The sequence below is a fragment of the Pediococcus pentosaceus genome (assembly GCF_001437285.1).
GTDB lineage: Bacteria > Bacillota > Bacilli > Lactobacillales > Lactobacillaceae > Pediococcus > Pediococcus pentosaceus.
Genome location: NZ_JQBF01000005.1, coordinates 60,273 through 78,343, shown reverse-complemented (window position 1 = coordinate 78,343; position 18,071 = coordinate 60,273). Strand labels below are relative to the sequence as shown.

Sequence of the window (18,071 nt, the reverse complement as noted above, 5' to 3'; positions counted from 1 at the left end):
ATGGAGATTAAAGATTTACTCAAGAAAAACTTAATGATTATGGATCTAAAAGCAGATTCAAAATCGGATGCAATTAACGAAATGATTGATAAATACGTTAGTGAAGGAATTGTTACCGATCGTGCGACCTATCTTAAAGGTATTCTAGATCGTGAAGCTGAATCAACAACTGGTATTGGTGATGAGATTGCGATGCCTCATGCTAAGACTAATGCTGTTAATGAGGCAGCGGTGTTATTTGCTAAAAGTAGTAATGGGGTGGATTTTGATGCCTTGGATGGAAAACCTGTAAAATTATTCTTCATGATTGCTGCTCCAGAGGGGGCGAATAATGCGCATCTACAGGCCTTAGCTAAACTATCTAGTTTGCTGATTGACCCAGAGTTGGTAGGAAAATTGAAGAACGCTGAAACTCCAGCGGATGTCTTAGCATTATTTGAAGCTGCAGAAGCAGCAAAAGATGTAGAAGATTCACATGATGCTGAAACAACTGAACCAGTCGATTCAGATAAAAAGTCCTTTATTGTTGCGGTTTCAGCTTGTCCTAATGGGATTGCTCATACTTATATGGCTGAGGCTGCTTTGAAAAAGGCGGCTAAGGAAAAAGGAATCGAGATCAAAGTTGAAACAAATGGTTCCGAAGGTGTAAAGCATCGTTTAACTAATGAAGATATTGAACGAGCTGATGGAGTTATCATTACAGCAGATAAAAAAGTTGAAATGGCGCGTTTCGATGGTAAACCACTTTTAAATCGACCAGTCATTGATGGGATTAATAAAGCTGATGAATTAATTGATTTGGTTGAAGCTAATCAGGCTACTACATTCCATTCTACTGGAAATGAAGCGTCAGAATCTGAATCATCAAACGGTGGTTTTTGGAATGAAATTTATAAAGATTTAATGAACGGTATTTCTCATATGCTACCATTTGTAGTTGGTGGTGGGATTATCATGGCTCTTTCGTTCTTTATTGAGCGATATACGTCAGCAACTAGTTTGTGGTTTACTTTCCCTAATGGAATTGGTAATTATGCCTTTTCATTCTTGATCCCAATTCTTGCCGGTTTTATTGCTCAATCAATTGGTGATTTACCAGCGTTAATGCCTGGGGTTGTGGGTGGTTATATGGCAACCCAGTCAGCTGCAAGCGTAATGCATACAACAAGTGTTTCAGGATTTATTGGTGGATTAATTGCTGGTTTTGCAGCTGGTTTGATTGTCAACGGTTTGAAAAAGTTATTCAAATTTGTTCCTAAGACACTTGAAGGTCTAAAACCAATGTTGATTTATCCAATCTTGAGTTTACTTTTGGTTGGCGCATTAATGTTCTTTGCAGTTAACCCTGTGTTTGCGGCCGTTAATGCATGGGTAACTGGTGTGCTAGAAGGCATGGGAACCGGAAACGCGGTTCTCTTAGGTGCTGTACTGGCAGCGATGATGTCAATTGATATGGGTGGTCCATTTAATAAGGCTGCTTATGCGTTTGCGATTGCAGCGTTTACTTCAACTAAAAATGGTGATTTGATGGCTGCTGTAATGGTGGGTGGGATGATTCCACCTTTAGCTACAGCAATTGCCACAACATTTTGGCCTAAGAAATTTACGGCACAAGAACGTGAAGCTGGAATTTCAAACTGGGTTCTGGGACTATCATTTATTACTGAAGGTGCCATTCCATTCGCAACTGCTGATCCTCTTCGTGTAATTGGATCAAGTATTATTGGTTCAGCAATCGGTGGTGGACTAAGTCAACTTTGGAAGGTTAGTGTTCCGGCTCCTCATGGTGGTATATGGGTAATTGCGTTAGCTGATCATAAATTATTTTACGTTCTATCTGTAGTAATTGGTGCGGTAATAGCCGGTGTAATTATGGGATTATGGAAACCAGTAAAGAATTCAAAAGATGCATAAAAATTCATTTTTATGTATAAAAAATATGGTTTAACTTGGGAGTATTGTTACATTCTTTGTAACAATACTCTTTTTTTGTAATATTGGTGTAACATTAGATAAACATGCATGAAATAAAGGATTTTAAGAAAAAAAGTGTCAAAAGTTATTTGTTTTTTTAAGTTTTGTTAAACATTGTAGTGGCGGGATTTATAAGATTTTTTTAATTTATGATGAATAGTTAATGTATAAAAAGTGTTTTCAAAATATCTTAAAAATGATAGTATTAAATATGTGCAAAAAACCAATTCTAATTTATTTTGAATATTAACGATAGAAATCATAAAAATTATACGAAAATTTAAGGAGTGGACGAACTTATATGGTTACCAATTCTAAATCAAATGCATCCAAATTATTATTAGCTGGTGCGGCCGGAGCAGGTCTTCTTGTTGCAGGCGGAACACAAGTGATTGCTCATGCTGATTCTGTAAAGGTACAAAAGAGTGATACAGTTTGGGCACTTTCACAAAAATACGGAGTTTCCGTTAAAAGCATTGAATCACTAAATAACATTAATCAAAATAGTCACTTGATTTTTGTTGGACAAGATATCAATATTCCAGGCAAAACAGACTCAAAAGTTACTAAAATTACCGTAAAGAGCGGTGATAGTTTATCAGTTCTTGCTGAAAAATATGGTGTATCTGTTAATGCCATCATGAAAGTAAACAATCTTAGCAGCTCATTAATTATTGTTGGACAAAGTTTAACAATTCCTGCTGCCAATGGTTCAGCAAGTCAAGCTTCAAGTACATATGTACCTCAAGCTACTCAACAAGCTACAGTTCAAGTAAGTAGTGCAGCTGCTCAAACTGTAGTAACACCAGCACCAAGTAGTGCTGTTACAACATATGTAGCACCTGCAAGCAGTGCAGTAACATCACAAGCTGTAACTAGCGTAGCGCCAAGTTCAGCTGTATCATCAGCTGCAAGCTCAGTTGCACCATCAAGTAGTGCAGTGACATCACAAGCTGTAACTAGCGTAGCACCAAGTTCAGCTGTATCATCAGCTGCAAGCTCAGTTGCACCATCAAGTAGCGCAGTGACATCACAAGCCGCAACTAGCGTAGCACCAAGTTCAGCTGTATCGTCAACTGCAAGCTCAGTTGCACCATCAAGTAGTGCAGTGACATCACAAGCTGCAACTAGCGTAGCACCAAGTTCAGCTGTATCATCAGCTGCAAGCTCAGTTGCACCATCAAGTAGTGCAGTAACATCACAAGCTGTAACTAGTGTAGCACCATCAAGCGCTGCTACAACTCCTTCATATGCTACACATACTAGTTCAGCTGCAACAACTACTAACACAACCAATGTTGCTAGTTCAGCTGCATCATCAAGTGCTACAACAACAACTACTCAAAATACTGGTTCTGTTACTGGTTTAGCTAGATCTTTAGCTAATAACACAATCCCATACGTATGGGGCGGTAAAACAACTTCAGGTTTTGATTGTTCTGGATTTGTTTCATATGTATACCAACATTCAGCTGGTATTAGTCTTCCAAGCTATACTGTAGCTATGGAATCATATGTAACAAAGAAATCTGTTTCAGCTGCTCAACCAGGTGATTTATTATTCTGGGGTAGCGCTGGTTCAACATATCACGTCGCTATTTATCTTGGTAACAACCAATATGCAAATGCTCCAACATTTGGTCAAAATGCTAAGGTTTCAACAATTTCATCATACTTCTACCCAAGTTTTGCTGGTAGCGTACGTTAAAATTAACTAAGAAAAAAACGTTTCAATTAACCTAGGTTAGTTGAGACGTTTTTTATTTTACCTTTTAAAATTTGGGAAAGGGAACTTTTCATGTTTAGCAAAATTATAGCTAAATAAAAACGCAATCTTTTCAATCATTAGAGATTTATCTCAGAGTTTGATAAGATTGCGTTTTTTATTAATCCATAATTAACATTGGAATAATTACAGGATGACGTTCAGTTTGTTCATATAAGAACTTCTGTAGATCATCAATAATTGCCCGATTAATAGAGGCTTCATTAGCGTGCGGATTTCGCATTGCGTGACGAATTCTCGCAAACATTCGACGCCGACCTTCATTAATTAATTCACCGGATTCTCGCATGTAAACAAATCCTCGTGATAAAAGATCTGGACCGGATTCAATCATCTTAGTTTTTAGGTTAATTGTTGCAACGACAACCACAAGTCCTTCTTCAGAAAGTAATTGACGATCACGTAAAACAACGTTTCCGATGTCTCCAATACCATTTCCATCTACATATACATCACCGGCACTAAAATGACCAGAACGACGAGCGGAGTCCTTTGTAAGGGCTAAAACATCACCGTTGGACATAATAAAGCTATTTTCGAATGGTACGTCACAGTCATGAGCAAGTTCAGTATGCAATTGCAACATTCTATATTCGCCATGAATAGGCATAAAATATTTAGGTTGCATCAAACGCAACATTAGACGTTGTTCATCTTGGCCACCATGACCAGAAGTATGGATGTTATTCACTTTTCCGTGAATTACGCGAGCACCAGCTTCTTCTAATTCGTTAATAACTTTATTGACACTGATAGTATTACCAGGAATTGGATTACTTGAAAATACGACAGTATCATCAGGTTGTATTGAAATTTGACGATGAGTGCCGTTGGCAATTCGACTAAGCGCTGCCATCGGTTCACCTTGAGAACCAGTACACATGATCAATACTTTATTAGCTGGTAAATGGTTAAGTTGTTCGGCATTGATTAATGCGTCATCGGGAATATCAAGGTATCCTAGTTCACGGCCGTTAACTAAAGCTGCTTCCATCGAGCGACCAAAAACCGCAATTTTACGACCATGTTTTAGTGCAGCTTCTGTTGCCATCTGGATTCGAGAAATGTTAGAAGCGAAAGTAGCAAAAATAATTCGTCCCTCGACTTCTTCGAAAATTTTACGAATGGACTTACCAACCCAACGTTCAGATTTAGTAAATTCATCACGTTCAGCATTAGTACTATCAGACATTAACAACAATACGCCTTCATCACCAAGTTTAGCCATTTTTTGAAGGTTAGGTGGCTGATGTGTAGTTGGTGTTAGGTCAAACTTAAAATCACCAGTTTCGACAATCACCCCAGAAGGAGTGTGGACGGCAACTCCTAAAGTATCTGGAATCGAGTGGGTGGTTCTAAAGAAGCTAACGCTAGTCTTAGGGAATTTGATTACCGTATCCTCATCAATGATATGGATTTCGGTGGTTTTTAATAGACCATGTTCTTCAAGTTTTCCTTTAATTAAAGCGGCAGCAAGTGGACTAGCATAAATTGGAACGTTAATTTGTTGTAGTAAAAACGGAATACCACCAATGTGGTCTTCATGACCATGTGTGATAACTAAGGCTTTTATTTTTTGTTGGTTAGCAACTAGAAATTGGTAGTCAGGGATAACGTAGTCAATTCCCAATAGTTCATCTTCAGGGAATTTGATTCCAGCATCGACGACAATAATTTCGTCTTGAAATTGAATACCATAAGTATTTTTACCAATTTCATTAAGGCCACCGATTGCATAAACGGCAGTCTCGTTATTTTTAATGTTAATTTTACCCATAAGCTTAGTACTCCACTAGCTTGTAATTTACACCTTGTTGTTCATATTCGAGTGCCTTACCTTCGAGCAATTCGACTTGTTCAACGTTGAAGTCTGGATTGTTAGTTTCGACGCGTTTAATTGCATCTGGCTTCGTTTCAGCTTCAATAAATAGTGAGTGTGTATTCTCACGACGTGGTGTTTCTTTTTTAGATTCTTGATAATAAACTTTAAAAATCATGTTTTTTTCTTCCTTCTTTCGTAAAAATGTGTTCAAATAAAAATAAAAGTTTTGCCCGTTCAATAAGTTGTATTACTACAACGCATCTTTAAACATTTTATCATAGAGGCTGATATAAGTATAGAAACATAGCCTTGAAAGGCGGAGGGACTGGTATCAAAAATGCTAATTAAGTCATTAATTATAATTTTCTTAATTATTTTAGTTGCAGTGCTATTAATTCTTACATATATAAAAAGGAAAAGAATTACCAAAGCAGCTACAATAGTTAGAAATGCAAGTGAAACAATCGTAAATAATGCCATGATCCAAGTAGCTAAGCAGCTTAAAATGGATGGTATGGAATTTGATGGAGCAAAAGGAAAATCGGTTGCAGACGTTTGGGGGCAATCCGTTGTTGGTTTTAATTATCACGCCAACCTCAAACATAGTATGGATATTAATTTAATTGAATCTAAAATTAACAAAATTCTAGCGGAATATTGCCGAAAGCATCAATTAGAAGACGAAGATGGACCTCAATTAAAGGTTTCAGATATTTGGCTTAATCAAAACCATTTAGAGTTAGACGTTGTATATTTAATTAATCGTCAGACTAAAGATTACTTAAATGATCTCAGTAAGCTATAAAAAAGAAGCTATGCCACAAAGGAATGAATAGTCAGAAATTAAGTAGGTAACTTAACTTTTGAGATTCACCATGCAGGCATAGCTTCTTTTTTATAATTAGCCGATTAAAATAGCATTATCTTCAATATCTAAAGGATTTTCTTTATTGATATGATCATAGAATAAAGTACCTTTTAGATGATCAATTTCATGTTGACAAACAATTGCAGGATAATCGCGGAGTTTAATAGTTTTTTCTTCGCCATCCAAGGTTTGGTAACGCACAGTGATGCGGTCGTGACGAGGAACATATCCAGGAACGTCTTTATCGACCGAAAGACAGCCTTCGCCTTCCTCCAAAGCAGCAATTTGAACCGATTGACTAACGATTACAGGATTAACTAATGTTTCTTCTAAATCGATGGTATTATCTGGCCCAGGAACAAGGACTGAAGCCATTTGGATTGATAAACCAATTTGTGGAGCGGCCAAACCAACGCCGGCTCTTAAGTGGTATTTTTCAGCAATGGCTGGATCTTGGCTATTTTTTAAATATTCCATCATTTCATCGGCAACTTTGAGATATTTAGGATCAAGCGGAAAAGTAAGCTTTTCAGCACGTTTTCGTAAAACGGGATTTCCGTCACGAGTGATATCGTTCATTTTAATCAAGATAAAAACCTCCAATTCGTCTAACAACAAGTATAATATATAATATAGTATTAACACAAAATAAATCTTAAAAGGAATATTAAAATGAGTATAAAAGAAACTTTTTCTTACCCAATCGATGAACGCTGGAATACAGCCGAATTAACTGATGTAATTAATTTCTTCGCTATAGTTGAAAAAACTTATCAAGAAGGGGTTAAACGCGAAAAATTTGTTGAAAGTTATCGCAAATTTCAAGCAGTAGTGCCCAATAAGAGTGAAGAAAAAAGACTTTTTAGGGAATTTTTAAGTAATTCTGGTATGGAACCATTTTTAGCGGTTAAACAATTAAAAGATTTAAATATTAAAAAAATTAAGGTGATTGAAAATGAAAAATATAGATAAAGATTTCTTACTTCAATTAGACGCCAAAATAGTGGAATTTCTAGTCAAAGATCGTCAATTTATCTTTGAAAAGATGGGAAAGCATTTAGAAGTTGATGAAAAACAAAACCGCCGAGATTTGGTAACTGAAGTGGATCGTGGTAATCAAGCTCACATTATTGAAGCGTTAAGTCAATTACTCCCTGATGCTAAAATTTTAGCTGAGGAATCTGAAAATGATTTAACTGATGCCAAGGGGTTGATGTGGGTCATTGATCCAATTGATGGGACCATGAATTTTGTTAAGCAACGTGAAGATTTTGCTGTAATGATTGCTCTATATGAAGATGGAAAACCTTTGTTGGGATATATTTACGATGTCATGCGCGATGTTTTATTACATGGCGGACCGGGAATTGGAGTGGTATATAAAAATCAAGATGTAATCAATCCTCCAGCCAATCTAGCTCTAGAAGAAAGTTTAATCGGGTTAAGCGGCCCAATGCTAGTTAATAATGCATATCACTTCCAAGATGTTGAAAAAAGAACGCTAGGAGCTAGAGTTATTGGCAGTGCAGGAATCGAATTTATTCGAGTACTTTTGGGTAAACAAATTGGATATGTTTCTAGCTTAAAACCATGGGATTTTGCTGCTGGAAACGCTTTAGCGGCGGTCTTTGGGTTAAAAGTAGGGTATGTTGACGGAGAGGCTATTAATGTGCTAAAATCGGGCGTTGTACTAGTTGCTACGAAAAAAGCATATTCTGCTATAATGAGTATAGTGAAATAGCATTATGCTGTGACGAATTAGACGTCACAGGTTTTTTTATGTTAAGCCATTGAAAAACGAAAGGGAGAAACATATTGAATTTAAGAGACGATATTAGAAATATTGCAATCATTGCCCACGTTGACCACGGAAAGACTACCTTGGTTAATGAATTATTGAAACAATCAGATACATTAGACGAACACGTTCAAATTGAAGACCGTGCTTTGGACTCAAATGCGATTGAACGTGAACGCGGAATCACAATTCTTTCAAAAAACACTGCTGTACGTTATGCAGATAAACAAATTAACATTTTAGATACTCCAGGACATGCTGACTTCGGTGGTGAAGTTGAACGTATCATGCGCATGGTTGATGGTGTTTTGCTTGTTGTTGATGCTTTTGAAGGAACAATGCCCCAAACACGCTTTGTTTTGAAAAAAGCTTTGGAACAACATTTAACACCAATCGTGGTTGTTAACAAGATTGACCGCCCAGGCGCACGTCCAGAAGAAGTTGTTGACGAAGTTCTTGATCTATTCATTGAACTTGGTGCTGATGAAGACCAACTTGAGTTCCCAGTTGTATATGCTTCAGCTATCAATGGAACTTCTAGTTTTTCTTCAGACCCAGCTGACCAAGAACACACAATGAAACCAATTTTTGATACAATTGTAGATACAATTCCAGCTCCTGAAGATTCTTCAGCTGAACCACTTCAATTCCAAGTTGCTTTACTTGATTACAACGACTTCGTTGGACGGATTGGTATTGGACGTGTATTCCGCGGTCGGATCAAGGTTGGAGACAACGTTTCCGTGCTTAAACTTGATGGTTCAAAGAAAAACTTCCGAGTTACTAAGTTGTTTGGTTACTTTGGTTTGAAACGTTTGGAAATCAACGAAGCCAAAGCAGGGGACTTGATTGCTATCTCAGGTATGGAAGACATTTTCGTTGGTGAAACAGTTGCCGATGCAGAACATCCAGAAGCATTACCAGTGTTACGAATTGACGAACCTACACTACAAATGACATTTAGAACAAATGATTCACCATTTGCTGGTCGCGAAGGTAAGTTCGTTACATCACGTCAGTTGGAACAACGTTTGAAGACTGAACTCCATACTGATGTTTCACTTCGAGTTGATGATACTGATGATCCTGGTGCATGGATTGTTTCAGGTCGTGGTGAACTTCATCTTTCAATTTTAATTGAAACACTTCGTCGCGAAGGTTACGAACTTCAAGCATCACGTCCAGAAGTTATCATCAAGGAAATCGATGGCAAGCTATGTGAACCTTATGAAATGGTTCAAATTGATACACCTGATGAATATACTGGTTCTGTAATTGATTCACTTTCACAACGTAAGGGTGAAATGAAGAATATGGAAACTACTGATAATGGCCAAACTCGTTTGACTTTCTTGGCTCCTTCACGTGGATTGATTGGTTACTCTACAGAATTCCTATCAATGACTCGTGGATATGGTATTATGAACCATACTTTCCAAGAATACTTACCACAAATTAAGAACTGGAATCCAGGTCGTCGTAATGGTACTTTAGTATCAATTAATTCTGGTAAAGTTACCACTTACGCTATCATGGCTGTTCAAGATCGTGGAGTTATCTTTACAGATGCTGGTACTGAAGTATATGAAGGTATGATTGTTGGTCAAAACAGTCGTGAAAATGATATTTCAGTTAACATTACTCGTGGACGTAACCAAACTAACGTGCGTGCTGCTGGTTCTGAAGATATCGCTAAGGTTAAAACACCAGTTCATATGTCACTCGAAGAATCACTTGAATTTTTGAATGAAGATGAATACTGTGAAATTACACCTGATCACATTCGTTTGCGTAAGCAAATCTTGAATACAAATGAACGTGAAAAAGCTGCTAAGAAACGTAAAATGGCTGCTAAAAAATAATTAAGAAAAGACGAAAATTTAATTTTCGTCTTTTTTTATTTTTAAGGAGCGTAGTACGATATAATAGATTAGGTATTATGCAGGATAAGGGTGAAATATTAATGCAAAAATTTTTATATTGGTTTCCAAGGCGATTTAAAGAGCGATTGCCGTATCTAGATTTATGGGTAATAATCCCATATCTTATACTTAGTATTTTTGGAATTGTAATGGTCTACTCAGCCAGTGCTGATTTTTATATCCAGAATGGAATTAGCGCTAAAAGTTATCTGTTAAAACAAGCAGTTTGGGTAATGGTTGGAATTGTAATCATGATGTTCTTTTTTTTGATTAACAAAAAAGGTTTTAGGAATAAAGGTATATTAAAAATTGGTGCATTAGTTATGTACGTAGCGTCTTTTTTTCTTATATTTTTTGGTTCGAATACAAATGGAGCTACTGGATGGATCTATATTGGATCTTTTGGGATCCAACCGGCTGAATATTTGAAGTTATTTATTATTTTGTATTTATCAAATATTTTGTCACTACATCAACATCGGATTGAATTAGGAGAAGAAATTTCTCCTAAGGTAACGTGGAGTCCAATGGTTATGATTGGTTCGCTAATTTTATTGAACTTTTTACAACATGATTTAGGAGGTTCAACGATTAATGCGGCAATTGCAATTGTAATTTTGTTTGCAGGTGGTAAAAATTATCGTAAAAGTGTTGCGGGAATATTTGCTGGATTAGCAGCATTTTTTATACTATTAACTACAGTTGCTTCGAAAATTGATGTGCATACCTCAAATTATATGCTTCAACGTTTGGTAGGATTTGCGCATCCTTTTGAACTTTCTAAAGGTGCTGGTAATCAGTTGGTTAATTCATATTACGCACTTGGTAATGGTGGGATTTTTGGTGTTGGTTTAGGAAATAGTATTCAAAAGAAGGGATATTTACCCGAAGCTAATACTGATTTTATTATGTCGGTAATTGCTGAGGAATTGGGTTTGATTATGGTTGTAATTATCATTTCGATCCTATTTGTCATTATTTTCAGAGCAATTATTCTTGGTGCTAGGTCCAGTAAAATGTATGATGCTCTTGTTTGTTATGGTATTGCAACTTATCTAGTTGTTCAAACTTTCTTCAATGTTGGTGGAATAACTGGTTTGATACCAATTACGGGGGTTACGTTCCCTTTCATTAGTTATGGTGGTTCAAGTATGATGGTTTTATCGGCTACCATGGGGGTACTACTAAATATAAGTGCTTCGCAAAGACAAGCACTTAATGAACAGAAACAAATCATAGAGGAAGATTAGAATGAATATAGTACAACGTCAAAGTATTATTGTATTTTTTAATAACATCAAAAAAATCGGACCCATCAAAAAAATTGGCGATGTTGATTATGTTTCAAAAGATATGCATTATTTAATCCTTTACGTTAATAAAAGTAATGTTGAGGAATCTTTAAAAAAAATTCGAGGATTTGAGATGGTGAGATCTGCGTATATCTCTCCACGATCAGATTTAAGGGTTGACTATAGTCAAGATTATTCAGCAGAGGAAGATGAACAGTGAGAGTTATTTCAGGTGATTTTGGTGGACGTCGTTTGAAACCCGTACCGGGAATGAAAACCCGTCCGACAACAGATAAAATTAAAGAAAATATATTTAATATTATTGGGCCATATTTCGATGGAGGCTTAGTGCTAGATATGTACGCTGGAAGTGGTGGATTATCAATTGAAGCTGTTTCGAGAGGGATGGATAGCGCTACGTTGATTGATAAACAATTTGCTGCTATTAAAACAATTAAAGAAAATGTTGAAGTGACTAAGGCAAAGGATCGTTTTGAAGTCATTAAGGGAGATTCCAAGAAAATTATTCAAATGTTAGCTACAAAAGGAAATAAATATTCGATGGCCTTCTTTGATCCACCTTATGCACTCCAAACAATTGAGAAAGACCTTCAAGAATTAATTGGTTTAAATTTATTAACTTCAGACGCAATTATCATTTGTGAAGTCAGTGATGAAGTTGAATTGCCAGAGAAAATTGGATATTTAAATCGTGTACGTGAACAACATTATGGAATTACCAAAATTGTAATTTATAAGGGAGAATAATACGATGACAAAGGCTCTTTATGTTGGAAGTTTTGACCCAATTACTAATGGCCATCTAGATATTATTAAACGTGCTGCTAAAATTTTTGATGAATTAACGGTGGTAGTGGCGATTAACACCAACAAATCGGCTTTATTTACACCACAGGAACGCGTGAACTTAATTACGCAAGTGACTAGAGACCTTGAAAATGTTGCTTGTAAATCGGTAACAGGATTAACGGCTGAAACTTTTACACAGGAAAAAGCAGATGTTTTGGTTCGAGGCGTTCGCAATGGGGAAGATTTAAACTTTGAAATTCAGGTGGCTGGAATGAATCAATATTTAAATCAAGAAGTTGAGACGGTATTTATACCAGCTAATTCTAAGTGGGAATTTACCTCGTCTAGTTTAATTAAAGAAGTTGTAAAAATGGGCGGAAGCATTAAAGGCCTAGTCCCTGAAACTGTAGAAGTATTATTAAAATCAAGACTAAAATGACTATTTAAAGGATTGGAAAATAAATTCCAATCTTTTTTTGTATCTTCTGTTAGCTAAGGAGGTGCAAAAATGTTGGAAGAAATTTGGGAAAAATATCAAAAACAAATTATAATAACAGGTATAACAGTCACAATAGTGGTCATGTTTTTTTGTATTTTGGTAGGAGCGGGGCGTAATGATAGTACTGATAAGATGATTGGAAACAATCTGACTAGTTCGTCCAGTTCTATACAAAGCAGCTCAAACTCTGCAACGCCAATGGCGAGTGGACAAGATAAGGAGACTCACGCCCAGAGACTTGCTAGTTCTAAAATAATGGTGGATGTTAAAGGAGCTGTGAAAAGCCCTGGAGTTTATGAAGTGAAGTCAGGAATGCGAATAATGGATGCGATTGAAATTGCTGGTGGAATGACTAAATCAGCTGATCAAAGAAATATTAACCTTGCGACTCAATTGTCTGATCAACAAGTAGTTTATGTACTGATTAAGGGTGAGATAAAAAATTCTGATCCGTCACAATTAAGTGCAGTTGGTTCATCGAGTATTTCAAGTAGCAGCCCTTCCACAACCGATAGTTCAACTGAAAAAATAGTTAACATAAATACTGCCTCTAAAGCAGAATTGTTGACATTGAATGGTGTAGGAGATAAAAAAGCTGAACAAATTATTAATTATCGTGAACAACAGGGCGAATTTAAATCCATTGAAGATTTAAAGCAAGTACAGGGGATTGGTGATAAAATTTTTGAAGGACTACAAGATGCAATTACTGTATAAATTAAGGATGGAAATGATATGGACAATAGAATTGATTGGGATCAATATTTTATGACACAGGCAACCCTGTTATCACTCAGAAGTACGTGCACGCGGCTTTCAGTCGGGGCAGTTATTGTTAGAGACCGGCGAGTAATAGCTGGGGGCTATAATGGTTCAGTTTCTGGAGACGTACATTGTATTGACGAGGGATGCTATTTAGTAGAGGGACACTGCGTTCGTACGATACACGCGGAAATGAATGCGGTTCTGCAATGTGCTAAGTTTGGTGTTGCAACGGATGGTGCAGAAGTTTATGTAACGGATTTTCCCTGTTTACAGTGTACAAAAATGTTGTTACAGTCCGGAATTATTAAAATTAATTATCTTAGAAATTACCATAATGACCAATATGCCGTAGAGCTCTTAAAAAGAAAGAATGTCGAAATTAAGCAGATTAAATTCTCAGAGGATGATTTAGATAAAATTAATATTAATCATATTTTAAGAGAAGGTGAATGAGGTTTCTTTTATATGGGCAACAGTAGCTGTTTTTTTACTGTCTGGATTAATCTTTACCAGAGCTAAAATATTTTTATTATTATTAATAATTTGGTTAATTAGAACTATATGTTTAAAAAAACTTACAGTGGTAATGCAGGCATTATTGATTAGTGTCTGTTTTTTTATTCACTTTAGTCATAAAGCAAATTCAATTAATACTTATAACCAAAGTAGAAGTGATATTGAAATTGATTTGAGAGTTTATCCCGATGAAATTAAGCCAATGGAAGACGGCGTTTCAATTCGAGCATATACTAACAATGTTAACCGTAAAGGCTTGCAAGTTTTTATTCCAGTTAAAACGGTTGACGATTTAAAAAAAATTAGTAAAACTCAAAAAGTAGTTGAATTTAAAATTAAGGGGAATATTGAACCGCTTGAACGACCAACGAATATAAATCAATTTGATTTTCGACGGATTATGTATGGTAAGGCAGTTTATTTTAAAGTGAGTAAAGCTAGTCTGATAGAATATAATATTTTAACTAAAAATAGTTTGATTGCTAAGATACATAGTTGGCGTAAAAAATTATTGAAAAGATGTACAAAGTTAGAGGAACCACTACAGAGTTATTGTATGGGGATTATCCTTGGGGAACAGACGGATTATCTAAAAGAAAATAGCACTAAGTTACGTAATATGGGTATTATTCATTTGTTTTGTATTTCAGGATTACATGTGTTTTATTTCATCAAGTTAATTGAAATTGTTTTTACTAGATTTAAAATTAAAAGGGAAACGATGGAGATAACCCAAATAGGAGTTTTACCCCTCTATTTTATTTTGGGTGGGGGAAGTACTAGCCTATTTCGCGCGGTGGTATTAGTTTTAGTTCAGTTGATAACTAAAAAAATAGCTATAAAAGTTAGTACGCTTGATAGCTGGTGCTTAGTTTTATTAGTCAATTTATGGCTTAATCCGTTTGTCTTACTTCAGATGGGTGGGCAACTTAGTTATTTATTATCTTTTGTCTTAATTATGCAACAAATGGAAAATAGCTGGACAACAGGAATAAAATTATTTTTGGTAGAATTACCAATTATTCTATTTTCAACATACAAAATCCACTTATTAACGATGGTTTTTAATTTAATTATTGTTCCGATTTTTTCGAGTGTAATCGTTCCAATCGTAATTGTAGCTTTTGCAATTCCCCAATTAATGGTGCTATTAAATCCAATTATTATGATGTTCGAAGTAACTTTGAAATATTTAGATAAATTACCGGGATTAATTCAAGTAGGTAAACCTTCGCGGCTGATCACTTTATTCATGGTGATATTAGCGCTAAAAATTATTTCAACAAAGCAAAGTAAATTTAAGAAAAGAGCGTTAACGTTCTATAGTCTGATTTGGCTGGGGTTGTGGAGTTGGTTTAAATTGAACCCGTATGGTGAAATCACCTTTTTTGATGTAGGTCAAGGCGATAGCATTTTAATTCGTGAACCGTTTAATCGAACAGTAACGTTAATTGATACAGGCGGTAAAATGCAATTTGGCAAAAAGCCGGTTGCAATGAAGCATACCATCGCTAAGAATAGTTCAATTAATTATTTACAAAGTATAGGAGTATCTAAGTTAAATAATTTATGTTTGACGCATCAAGATGTTGATCATATTGGAGAAGCCAGTGAAATTTTAAACAATTTTAAAGTGAAAAATTTGGTTTTTCCGGTGGGGGTTGATACAACTCAAAATTATCAACGAAAAATATTGCCATTTATCCGACGCAATACAAAGGTGATTGCGTGCTTAGCGGGGACGAAAATTGATCACTTACCAATGGAAATTAAGTATCCGTTTCAAGCTGGAAAGGGTGAAAATGGTGATTCTTTAGTTTTAGCTGGTAATGTGGGTGGTAAAAATTTACTACTAACAGGTGATCTAGACCTAGCTGGTGAACGTAAATTGTTAGAAAGTGGTGTATTAAATCAACGGGTGGATATTTTTAAATTAGGGCACCATGGGAGTAAGACGGCTAATTCTGAAGAAATTCTAAAAGTAATTATGCCTAAATTAGCTATTGTTTCAGCTGGGCGTCATAATCGGTATGGACATCCAAATCTAGAAGTTATAAATCGCTTGAATTCAATGGGGATTCCTTACGCTTCGACACAGGATGAAGGAATGATTTCTTATAGATATTTTTTGAATGGTATGGGAAGATGGAAGACAGGAATAGATGAAAAGGAAAGTATTATTCAATGAAATTAACTGATTTAAGAAAAAAACTTAAACAAGGGCAATTGAAGTCAATCTATTTGGTTGAAGGTCCTGATAACTATATCCAGAAAGCGGTCAAAAAAGAATTAATTGATTTCATTCCTGAAGATCAAAGGGTAATGAACGTAGGAACGTATGACCTTGAAAATGTGGACTTAGGGATGGTCTTAGATGATGCACAGTCTGCCCCTTTTTTTGGCGATTATCGTTTGGTCATTTTAAATAACCCTGTATTCTTGACTGGTGAAAAAACTAAATTAAAGTTTAACTTGGACGGGTTGCTTAGCTATATTAAAAATCCGGAACCTACTACAATTATGTTAATCGCTGCAAAATATGAAAAACTCGATGGTCGGAAAAAAATTGTCAAAGACTTAAAAAAGATTGTAGAAGTTATCGATGCTAATTCACCGAAAGAAAGCGATACTCGGAAGATTATCCAGCAATACGTTGATGAGAAACGAACAGAAATTGACAGTGATGCGTTAGATGAATTAATTTTAAGGACGGATAATGATTTAGCACAAATTATTAATGAATTACAGAAATTAACTGTATATGCATCGGGAACAGAGAAAATTGATTTGAATGCCGTTCAAAAATTAGTTCCTAAGAGCTTAAACCAAAATGTTTTTGACTTAATCAATGTATTAATGCAAGGAAATTTACGTAAATCAATCGATGATTATTCTGTATTACTCCTAAATCAAGAACAGCCACTAAGGATAAACGCGGCTTTGGTTAGCCAATTTCGATTGTTGCTGCAAGTTAAAATATTGATGGAGAGAGGTTTCTCACAAGGAAAGCTAGCACAAGAGTTAAAGGCGCATCCTTACCGAATTAAGTTAGCAATGCAATCTGTGCGTCAGTTTAATATTCAAAGTCTCGAAAATGCTTATATGGGGTTGGTTGATTTAGAAGAACAATTAAAAACAACCCAACGAGATCCGAAGGAACTCTTTGAGTTGTTCTTAGTTAAATTTAAAAATGGATGGAAATAAAAAACACCGGAAATCCGGTGTTTTTTTATTTGCTAAGCATTTTAGCTAAACGTGACTTCTTACGGCCGGCGTTGTTAGCTTTAATTAAACCTTTTGACTTAGCTCGGTCGATACGACTGTAAGCTGTTTGTAAAAGTTCATTAGCGTTTTCAGCGTTGTTTGTAGCAGCAATTTCGAATGCTTTGATGCTTGTACGCATTGCACTCATTTGTGAGCGGTTGCGAGCAGCAGCTTTTTCACTTGTGCGAACGCGTTTCATTGCAGATTTGATAACTGGCATTTTATTCACCTCCAGAATATGGTTAGTACAACAATATTATTATACAGATGACCCGTAATTATTGCAATGCTTGAATGCACTTGAAAATTTTCATTATATTAGTTAAACTAGATACTGCTTGATAATAGCAAACCCATTACTTAGTCCATCGATCTGCCGACGATTTACTCAGTCTTGGGGAATTTAAAGAATGAGGTGTTTTAACATGGCAATTTCACAAGAAAAGAAAAACGAAATTATTGCAAAGTATGCTCGTCACGAAGGCGATACTGGTTCTGCTGAAGTCCAAATCGCAGTTTTGACAGCTGATATTAACGAAATCAACGAACATTTACGTGTTCATCGTAAAGATTTCCATTCACAACGTGGATTGATGAAGAAAATTGGTCATCGTCGTAACCTTCTTGCTTACTTACGTAAGACAGATGTACAACGTTACCGTGATTTAATCAAGAGTCTTGGTCTTCGTCGTTAATATTATATTTTTTTGCCTCCTGTTAATTCAGGAGGCTTTTTTGTTTTTGGCGTTTAATCT

The 18,071-nt window shown here is 35.8% G+C and carries 19 protein-coding genes; 15 read left to right on the top strand and 4 right to left on the bottom strand.

The genetic code is table 11. The features are described 5' to 3' along the window. Together IV86_RS06515 and IV86_RS06510 are read left to right on the top strand one after the other, a co-directional pair. Entirely contained in the window at positions 1 to 1,914 is a 1,914-nt protein-coding gene (locus IV86_RS06515) for a PTS fructose transporter subunit IIABC (RefSeq protein ID WP_002833468.1), read from the top strand. Positions 1,915 to 2,275: 361 nt separating this feature from the next. Then, on the top strand, positions 2,276 to 3,682 hold the full coding sequence (locus IV86_RS06510) for a peptidoglycan endopeptidase (RefSeq protein ID WP_056979448.1): 1,407 nt from the start codon (positions 2,276 to 2,278) through the stop codon (positions 3,680 to 3,682). A 178-nt stretch (positions 3,683 to 3,860) separates the two neighbouring features. Here the strand turns inward: IV86_RS06510 and rnjA are convergent, their stop codons facing one another. Beyond that, positions 3,861 to 5,537, bottom strand: coding sequence for a ribonuclease J1 (rnjA, locus tag IV86_RS06505; RefSeq protein WP_002833466.1), 1,677 nt, complete (start codon positions 5,535 to 5,537; stop codon positions 3,861 to 3,863). 4 nt (positions 5,538 to 5,541) lie between these two features. Further along, positions 5,542 to 5,757: a DNA-directed RNA polymerase subunit epsilon gene (locus IV86_RS06500; RefSeq protein WP_002833465.1), complete on the bottom strand. Its 216-nt coding sequence runs from the start codon at positions 5,755 to 5,757 to the stop codon at positions 5,542 to 5,544. A 162-nt stretch (positions 5,758 to 5,919) separates the two neighbouring features. Between IV86_RS06500 and IV86_RS06495 the strand changes: the two genes are divergently transcribed. Then, positions 5,920 to 6,387: a hypothetical protein gene (locus IV86_RS06495; RefSeq protein WP_002833464.1), complete on the top strand. Its 468-nt coding sequence runs from the start codon at positions 5,920 to 5,922 to the stop codon at positions 6,385 to 6,387. Between the two features lie 96 nt (positions 6,388 to 6,483). On the opposite strand, the gene def is transcribed toward IV86_RS06495, so the two are convergent. Further along, positions 6,484 to 7,038: a peptide deformylase gene (gene def, locus IV86_RS06490; RefSeq protein WP_011673527.1), complete on the bottom strand. Its 555-nt coding sequence runs from the start codon at positions 7,036 to 7,038 to the stop codon at positions 6,484 to 6,486. A gap of 84 nt (positions 7,039 to 7,122) precedes the next feature. Between def and IV86_RS06485 the strand changes: the two genes are divergently transcribed. The 11 genes from IV86_RS06485 (at position 7,123) to holA (ending at position 17,256) form a co-directional block, all read left to right on the top strand. Further along, positions 7,123 to 7,422 (top strand): UPF0223 family protein, encoded by a 300-nt coding sequence (locus IV86_RS06485; protein WP_002833461.1) that lies wholly within the window; start codon positions 7,123 to 7,125, stop codon positions 7,420 to 7,422. Further along, a complete protein-coding gene (locus IV86_RS06480) occupies positions 7,406 to 8,191 on the top strand; it encodes an inositol monophosphatase family protein (protein ID WP_002833460.1) in 786 nt (261 codons plus the stop codon). Before IV86_RS06485 ends, IV86_RS06480 begins: the two co-directional genes overlap by 17 nt. A gap of 74 nt (positions 8,192 to 8,265) precedes the next feature. Next, positions 8,266 to 10,110 carry a translational GTPase TypA gene (typA, locus tag IV86_RS06475; protein WP_002833459.1) on the top strand — a complete coding sequence of 615 codons (1,845 nt, stop codon included), beginning with the start codon at positions 8,266 to 8,268 and terminating at the stop codon, positions 10,108 to 10,110. 101 nt (positions 10,111 to 10,211) lie between these two features. Continuing rightward, positions 10,212 to 11,420: an FtsW/RodA/SpoVE family cell cycle protein gene (locus IV86_RS06470; protein WP_056979455.1), complete on the top strand. Its 1,209-nt coding sequence runs from the start codon at positions 10,212 to 10,214 to the stop codon at positions 11,418 to 11,420. 1 nt (position 11,421) lies between these two features. Then, a complete protein-coding gene (locus IV86_RS06465; protein WP_002833457.1) occupies positions 11,422 to 11,682 on the top strand; it encodes a DUF2129 domain-containing protein in 261 nt (86 codons plus the stop codon). Further along, positions 11,679 to 12,230 carry a 16S rRNA (guanine(966)-N(2))-methyltransferase RsmD gene (gene rsmD, locus IV86_RS06460; protein ID WP_002833456.1) on the top strand — a complete coding sequence of 184 codons (552 nt, stop codon included), beginning with the start codon at positions 11,679 to 11,681 and terminating at the stop codon, positions 12,228 to 12,230. Before IV86_RS06465 ends, rsmD begins: the two co-directional genes overlap by 4 nt. 4 nt (positions 12,231 to 12,234) lie before the next feature. Beyond that, positions 12,235 to 12,711 carry a pantetheine-phosphate adenylyltransferase gene (coaD, locus tag IV86_RS06455; protein WP_002833455.1) on the top strand — a complete coding sequence of 159 codons (477 nt, stop codon included), beginning with the start codon at positions 12,235 to 12,237 and terminating at the stop codon, positions 12,709 to 12,711. Between the two features lie 69 nt (positions 12,712 to 12,780). Further along, a complete protein-coding gene (locus IV86_RS06450) occupies positions 12,781 to 13,488 on the top strand; it encodes a helix-hairpin-helix domain-containing protein (protein ID WP_056979447.1) in 708 nt (235 codons plus the stop codon). Between the two features lie 18 nt (positions 13,489 to 13,506). Then, on the top strand, positions 13,507 to 13,989 hold the full coding sequence (locus tag IV86_RS06445; protein ID WP_011673523.1) for a ComE operon protein 2: 483 nt from the start codon (positions 13,507 to 13,509) through the stop codon (positions 13,987 to 13,989). Between the two features lie 133 nt (positions 13,990 to 14,122). Continuing rightward, positions 14,123 to 16,240, top strand: a complete 2,118-nt coding sequence (locus IV86_RS06440) for a DNA internalization-related competence protein ComEC/Rec2 (protein WP_029258049.1) — start codon at positions 14,123 to 14,125, stop codon at positions 16,238 to 16,240. Further along, the gene (gene holA, locus IV86_RS06435) at positions 16,237 to 17,256 is read left to right on the top strand and encodes a DNA polymerase III subunit delta (RefSeq protein WP_002833451.1); all 1,020 of its coding nucleotides are present in this window, start codon (positions 16,237 to 16,239) and stop codon (positions 17,254 to 17,256) included. The genes IV86_RS06440 and holA overlap by 4 nt, the downstream gene beginning before the upstream one ends. Positions 17,257 to 17,281: 25 nt before the next feature. On the opposite strand, the gene rpsT is transcribed toward holA, so the two are convergent. After that, complete coding sequence (gene rpsT / locus IV86_RS06430) at positions 17,282 to 17,536, bottom strand: 30S ribosomal protein S20 (RefSeq protein WP_002833450.1); 255 nt, start codon at positions 17,534 to 17,536, stop codon at positions 17,282 to 17,284. A 205-nt stretch (positions 17,537 to 17,741) separates the two neighbouring features. On the opposite strand from rpsT, the gene rpsO reads away from it, so the two are divergent. Further along, the gene (gene rpsO, locus IV86_RS06425; protein ID WP_002833449.1) at positions 17,742 to 18,011 is read left to right on the top strand and encodes a 30S ribosomal protein S15; all 270 of its coding nucleotides are present in this window, start codon (positions 17,742 to 17,744) and stop codon (positions 18,009 to 18,011) included. The last annotated feature ends 60 nt before the right edge of the window (positions 18,012 to 18,071 follow it).

What these genes read in the sequence shown, in the direction of transcription:
- IV86_RS06515 (WP_002833468.1), top strand. Translation starts at nt 1, where the DNA reads ATGGAGATTAAAGATTTACTCAAGAAAAACTTAATGATTATGGATCTA.
- IV86_RS06510 (WP_056979448.1), top strand. Translation starts at nt 2,276, where the DNA reads ATGGTTACCAATTCTAAATCAAATGCATCCAAATTATTATTAGCTGGT.
- rnjA (WP_002833466.1), bottom strand. Translation starts at nt 5,537, where the DNA reads ATGGGTAAAATTAACATTAAAAATAACGAGACTGCCGTTTATGCAATC.
- IV86_RS06500 (WP_002833465.1), bottom strand. Translation starts at nt 5,757, where the DNA reads ATGATTTTTAAAGTTTATTATCAAGAATCTAAAAAAGAAACACCACGT.
- IV86_RS06495 (WP_002833464.1), top strand. Translation starts at nt 5,920, where the DNA reads ATGCTAATTAAGTCATTAATTATAATTTTCTTAATTATTTTAGTTGCA.
- IV86_RS06485 (WP_002833461.1), top strand. Translation starts at nt 7,123, where the DNA reads ATGAGTATAAAAGAAACTTTTTCTTACCCAATCGATGAACGCTGGAAT.
- IV86_RS06480 (WP_002833460.1), top strand. Translation starts at nt 7,406, where the DNA reads ATGAAAAATATAGATAAAGATTTCTTACTTCAATTAGACGCCAAAATA.
- IV86_RS06470 (WP_056979455.1), top strand. Translation starts at nt 10,212, where the DNA reads ATGCAAAAATTTTTATATTGGTTTCCAAGGCGATTTAAAGAGCGATTG.
- IV86_RS06465 (WP_002833457.1), top strand. Translation starts at nt 11,422, where the DNA reads ATGAATATAGTACAACGTCAAAGTATTATTGTATTTTTTAATAACATC.
- coaD (WP_002833455.1), top strand. Translation starts at nt 12,235, where the DNA reads ATGACAAAGGCTCTTTATGTTGGAAGTTTTGACCCAATTACTAATGGC.
- IV86_RS06450 (WP_056979447.1), top strand. Translation starts at nt 12,781, where the DNA reads ATGTTGGAAGAAATTTGGGAAAAATATCAAAAACAAATTATAATAACA.
- IV86_RS06445 (WP_011673523.1), top strand. Translation starts at nt 13,507, where the DNA reads ATGGACAATAGAATTGATTGGGATCAATATTTTATGACACAGGCAACC.
- IV86_RS06440 (WP_029258049.1), top strand. Translation starts at nt 14,123, where the DNA reads ATGCAGGCATTATTGATTAGTGTCTGTTTTTTTATTCACTTTAGTCAT.
- holA (WP_002833451.1), top strand. Translation starts at nt 16,237, where the DNA reads ATGAAATTAACTGATTTAAGAAAAAAACTTAAACAAGGGCAATTGAAG.
- rpsT (WP_002833450.1), bottom strand. Translation starts at nt 17,536, where the DNA reads ATGCCAGTTATCAAATCTGCAATGAAACGCGTTCGCACAAGTGAAAAA.
- rpsO (WP_002833449.1), top strand. Translation starts at nt 17,742, where the DNA reads ATGGCAATTTCACAAGAAAAGAAAAACGAAATTATTGCAAAGTATGCT.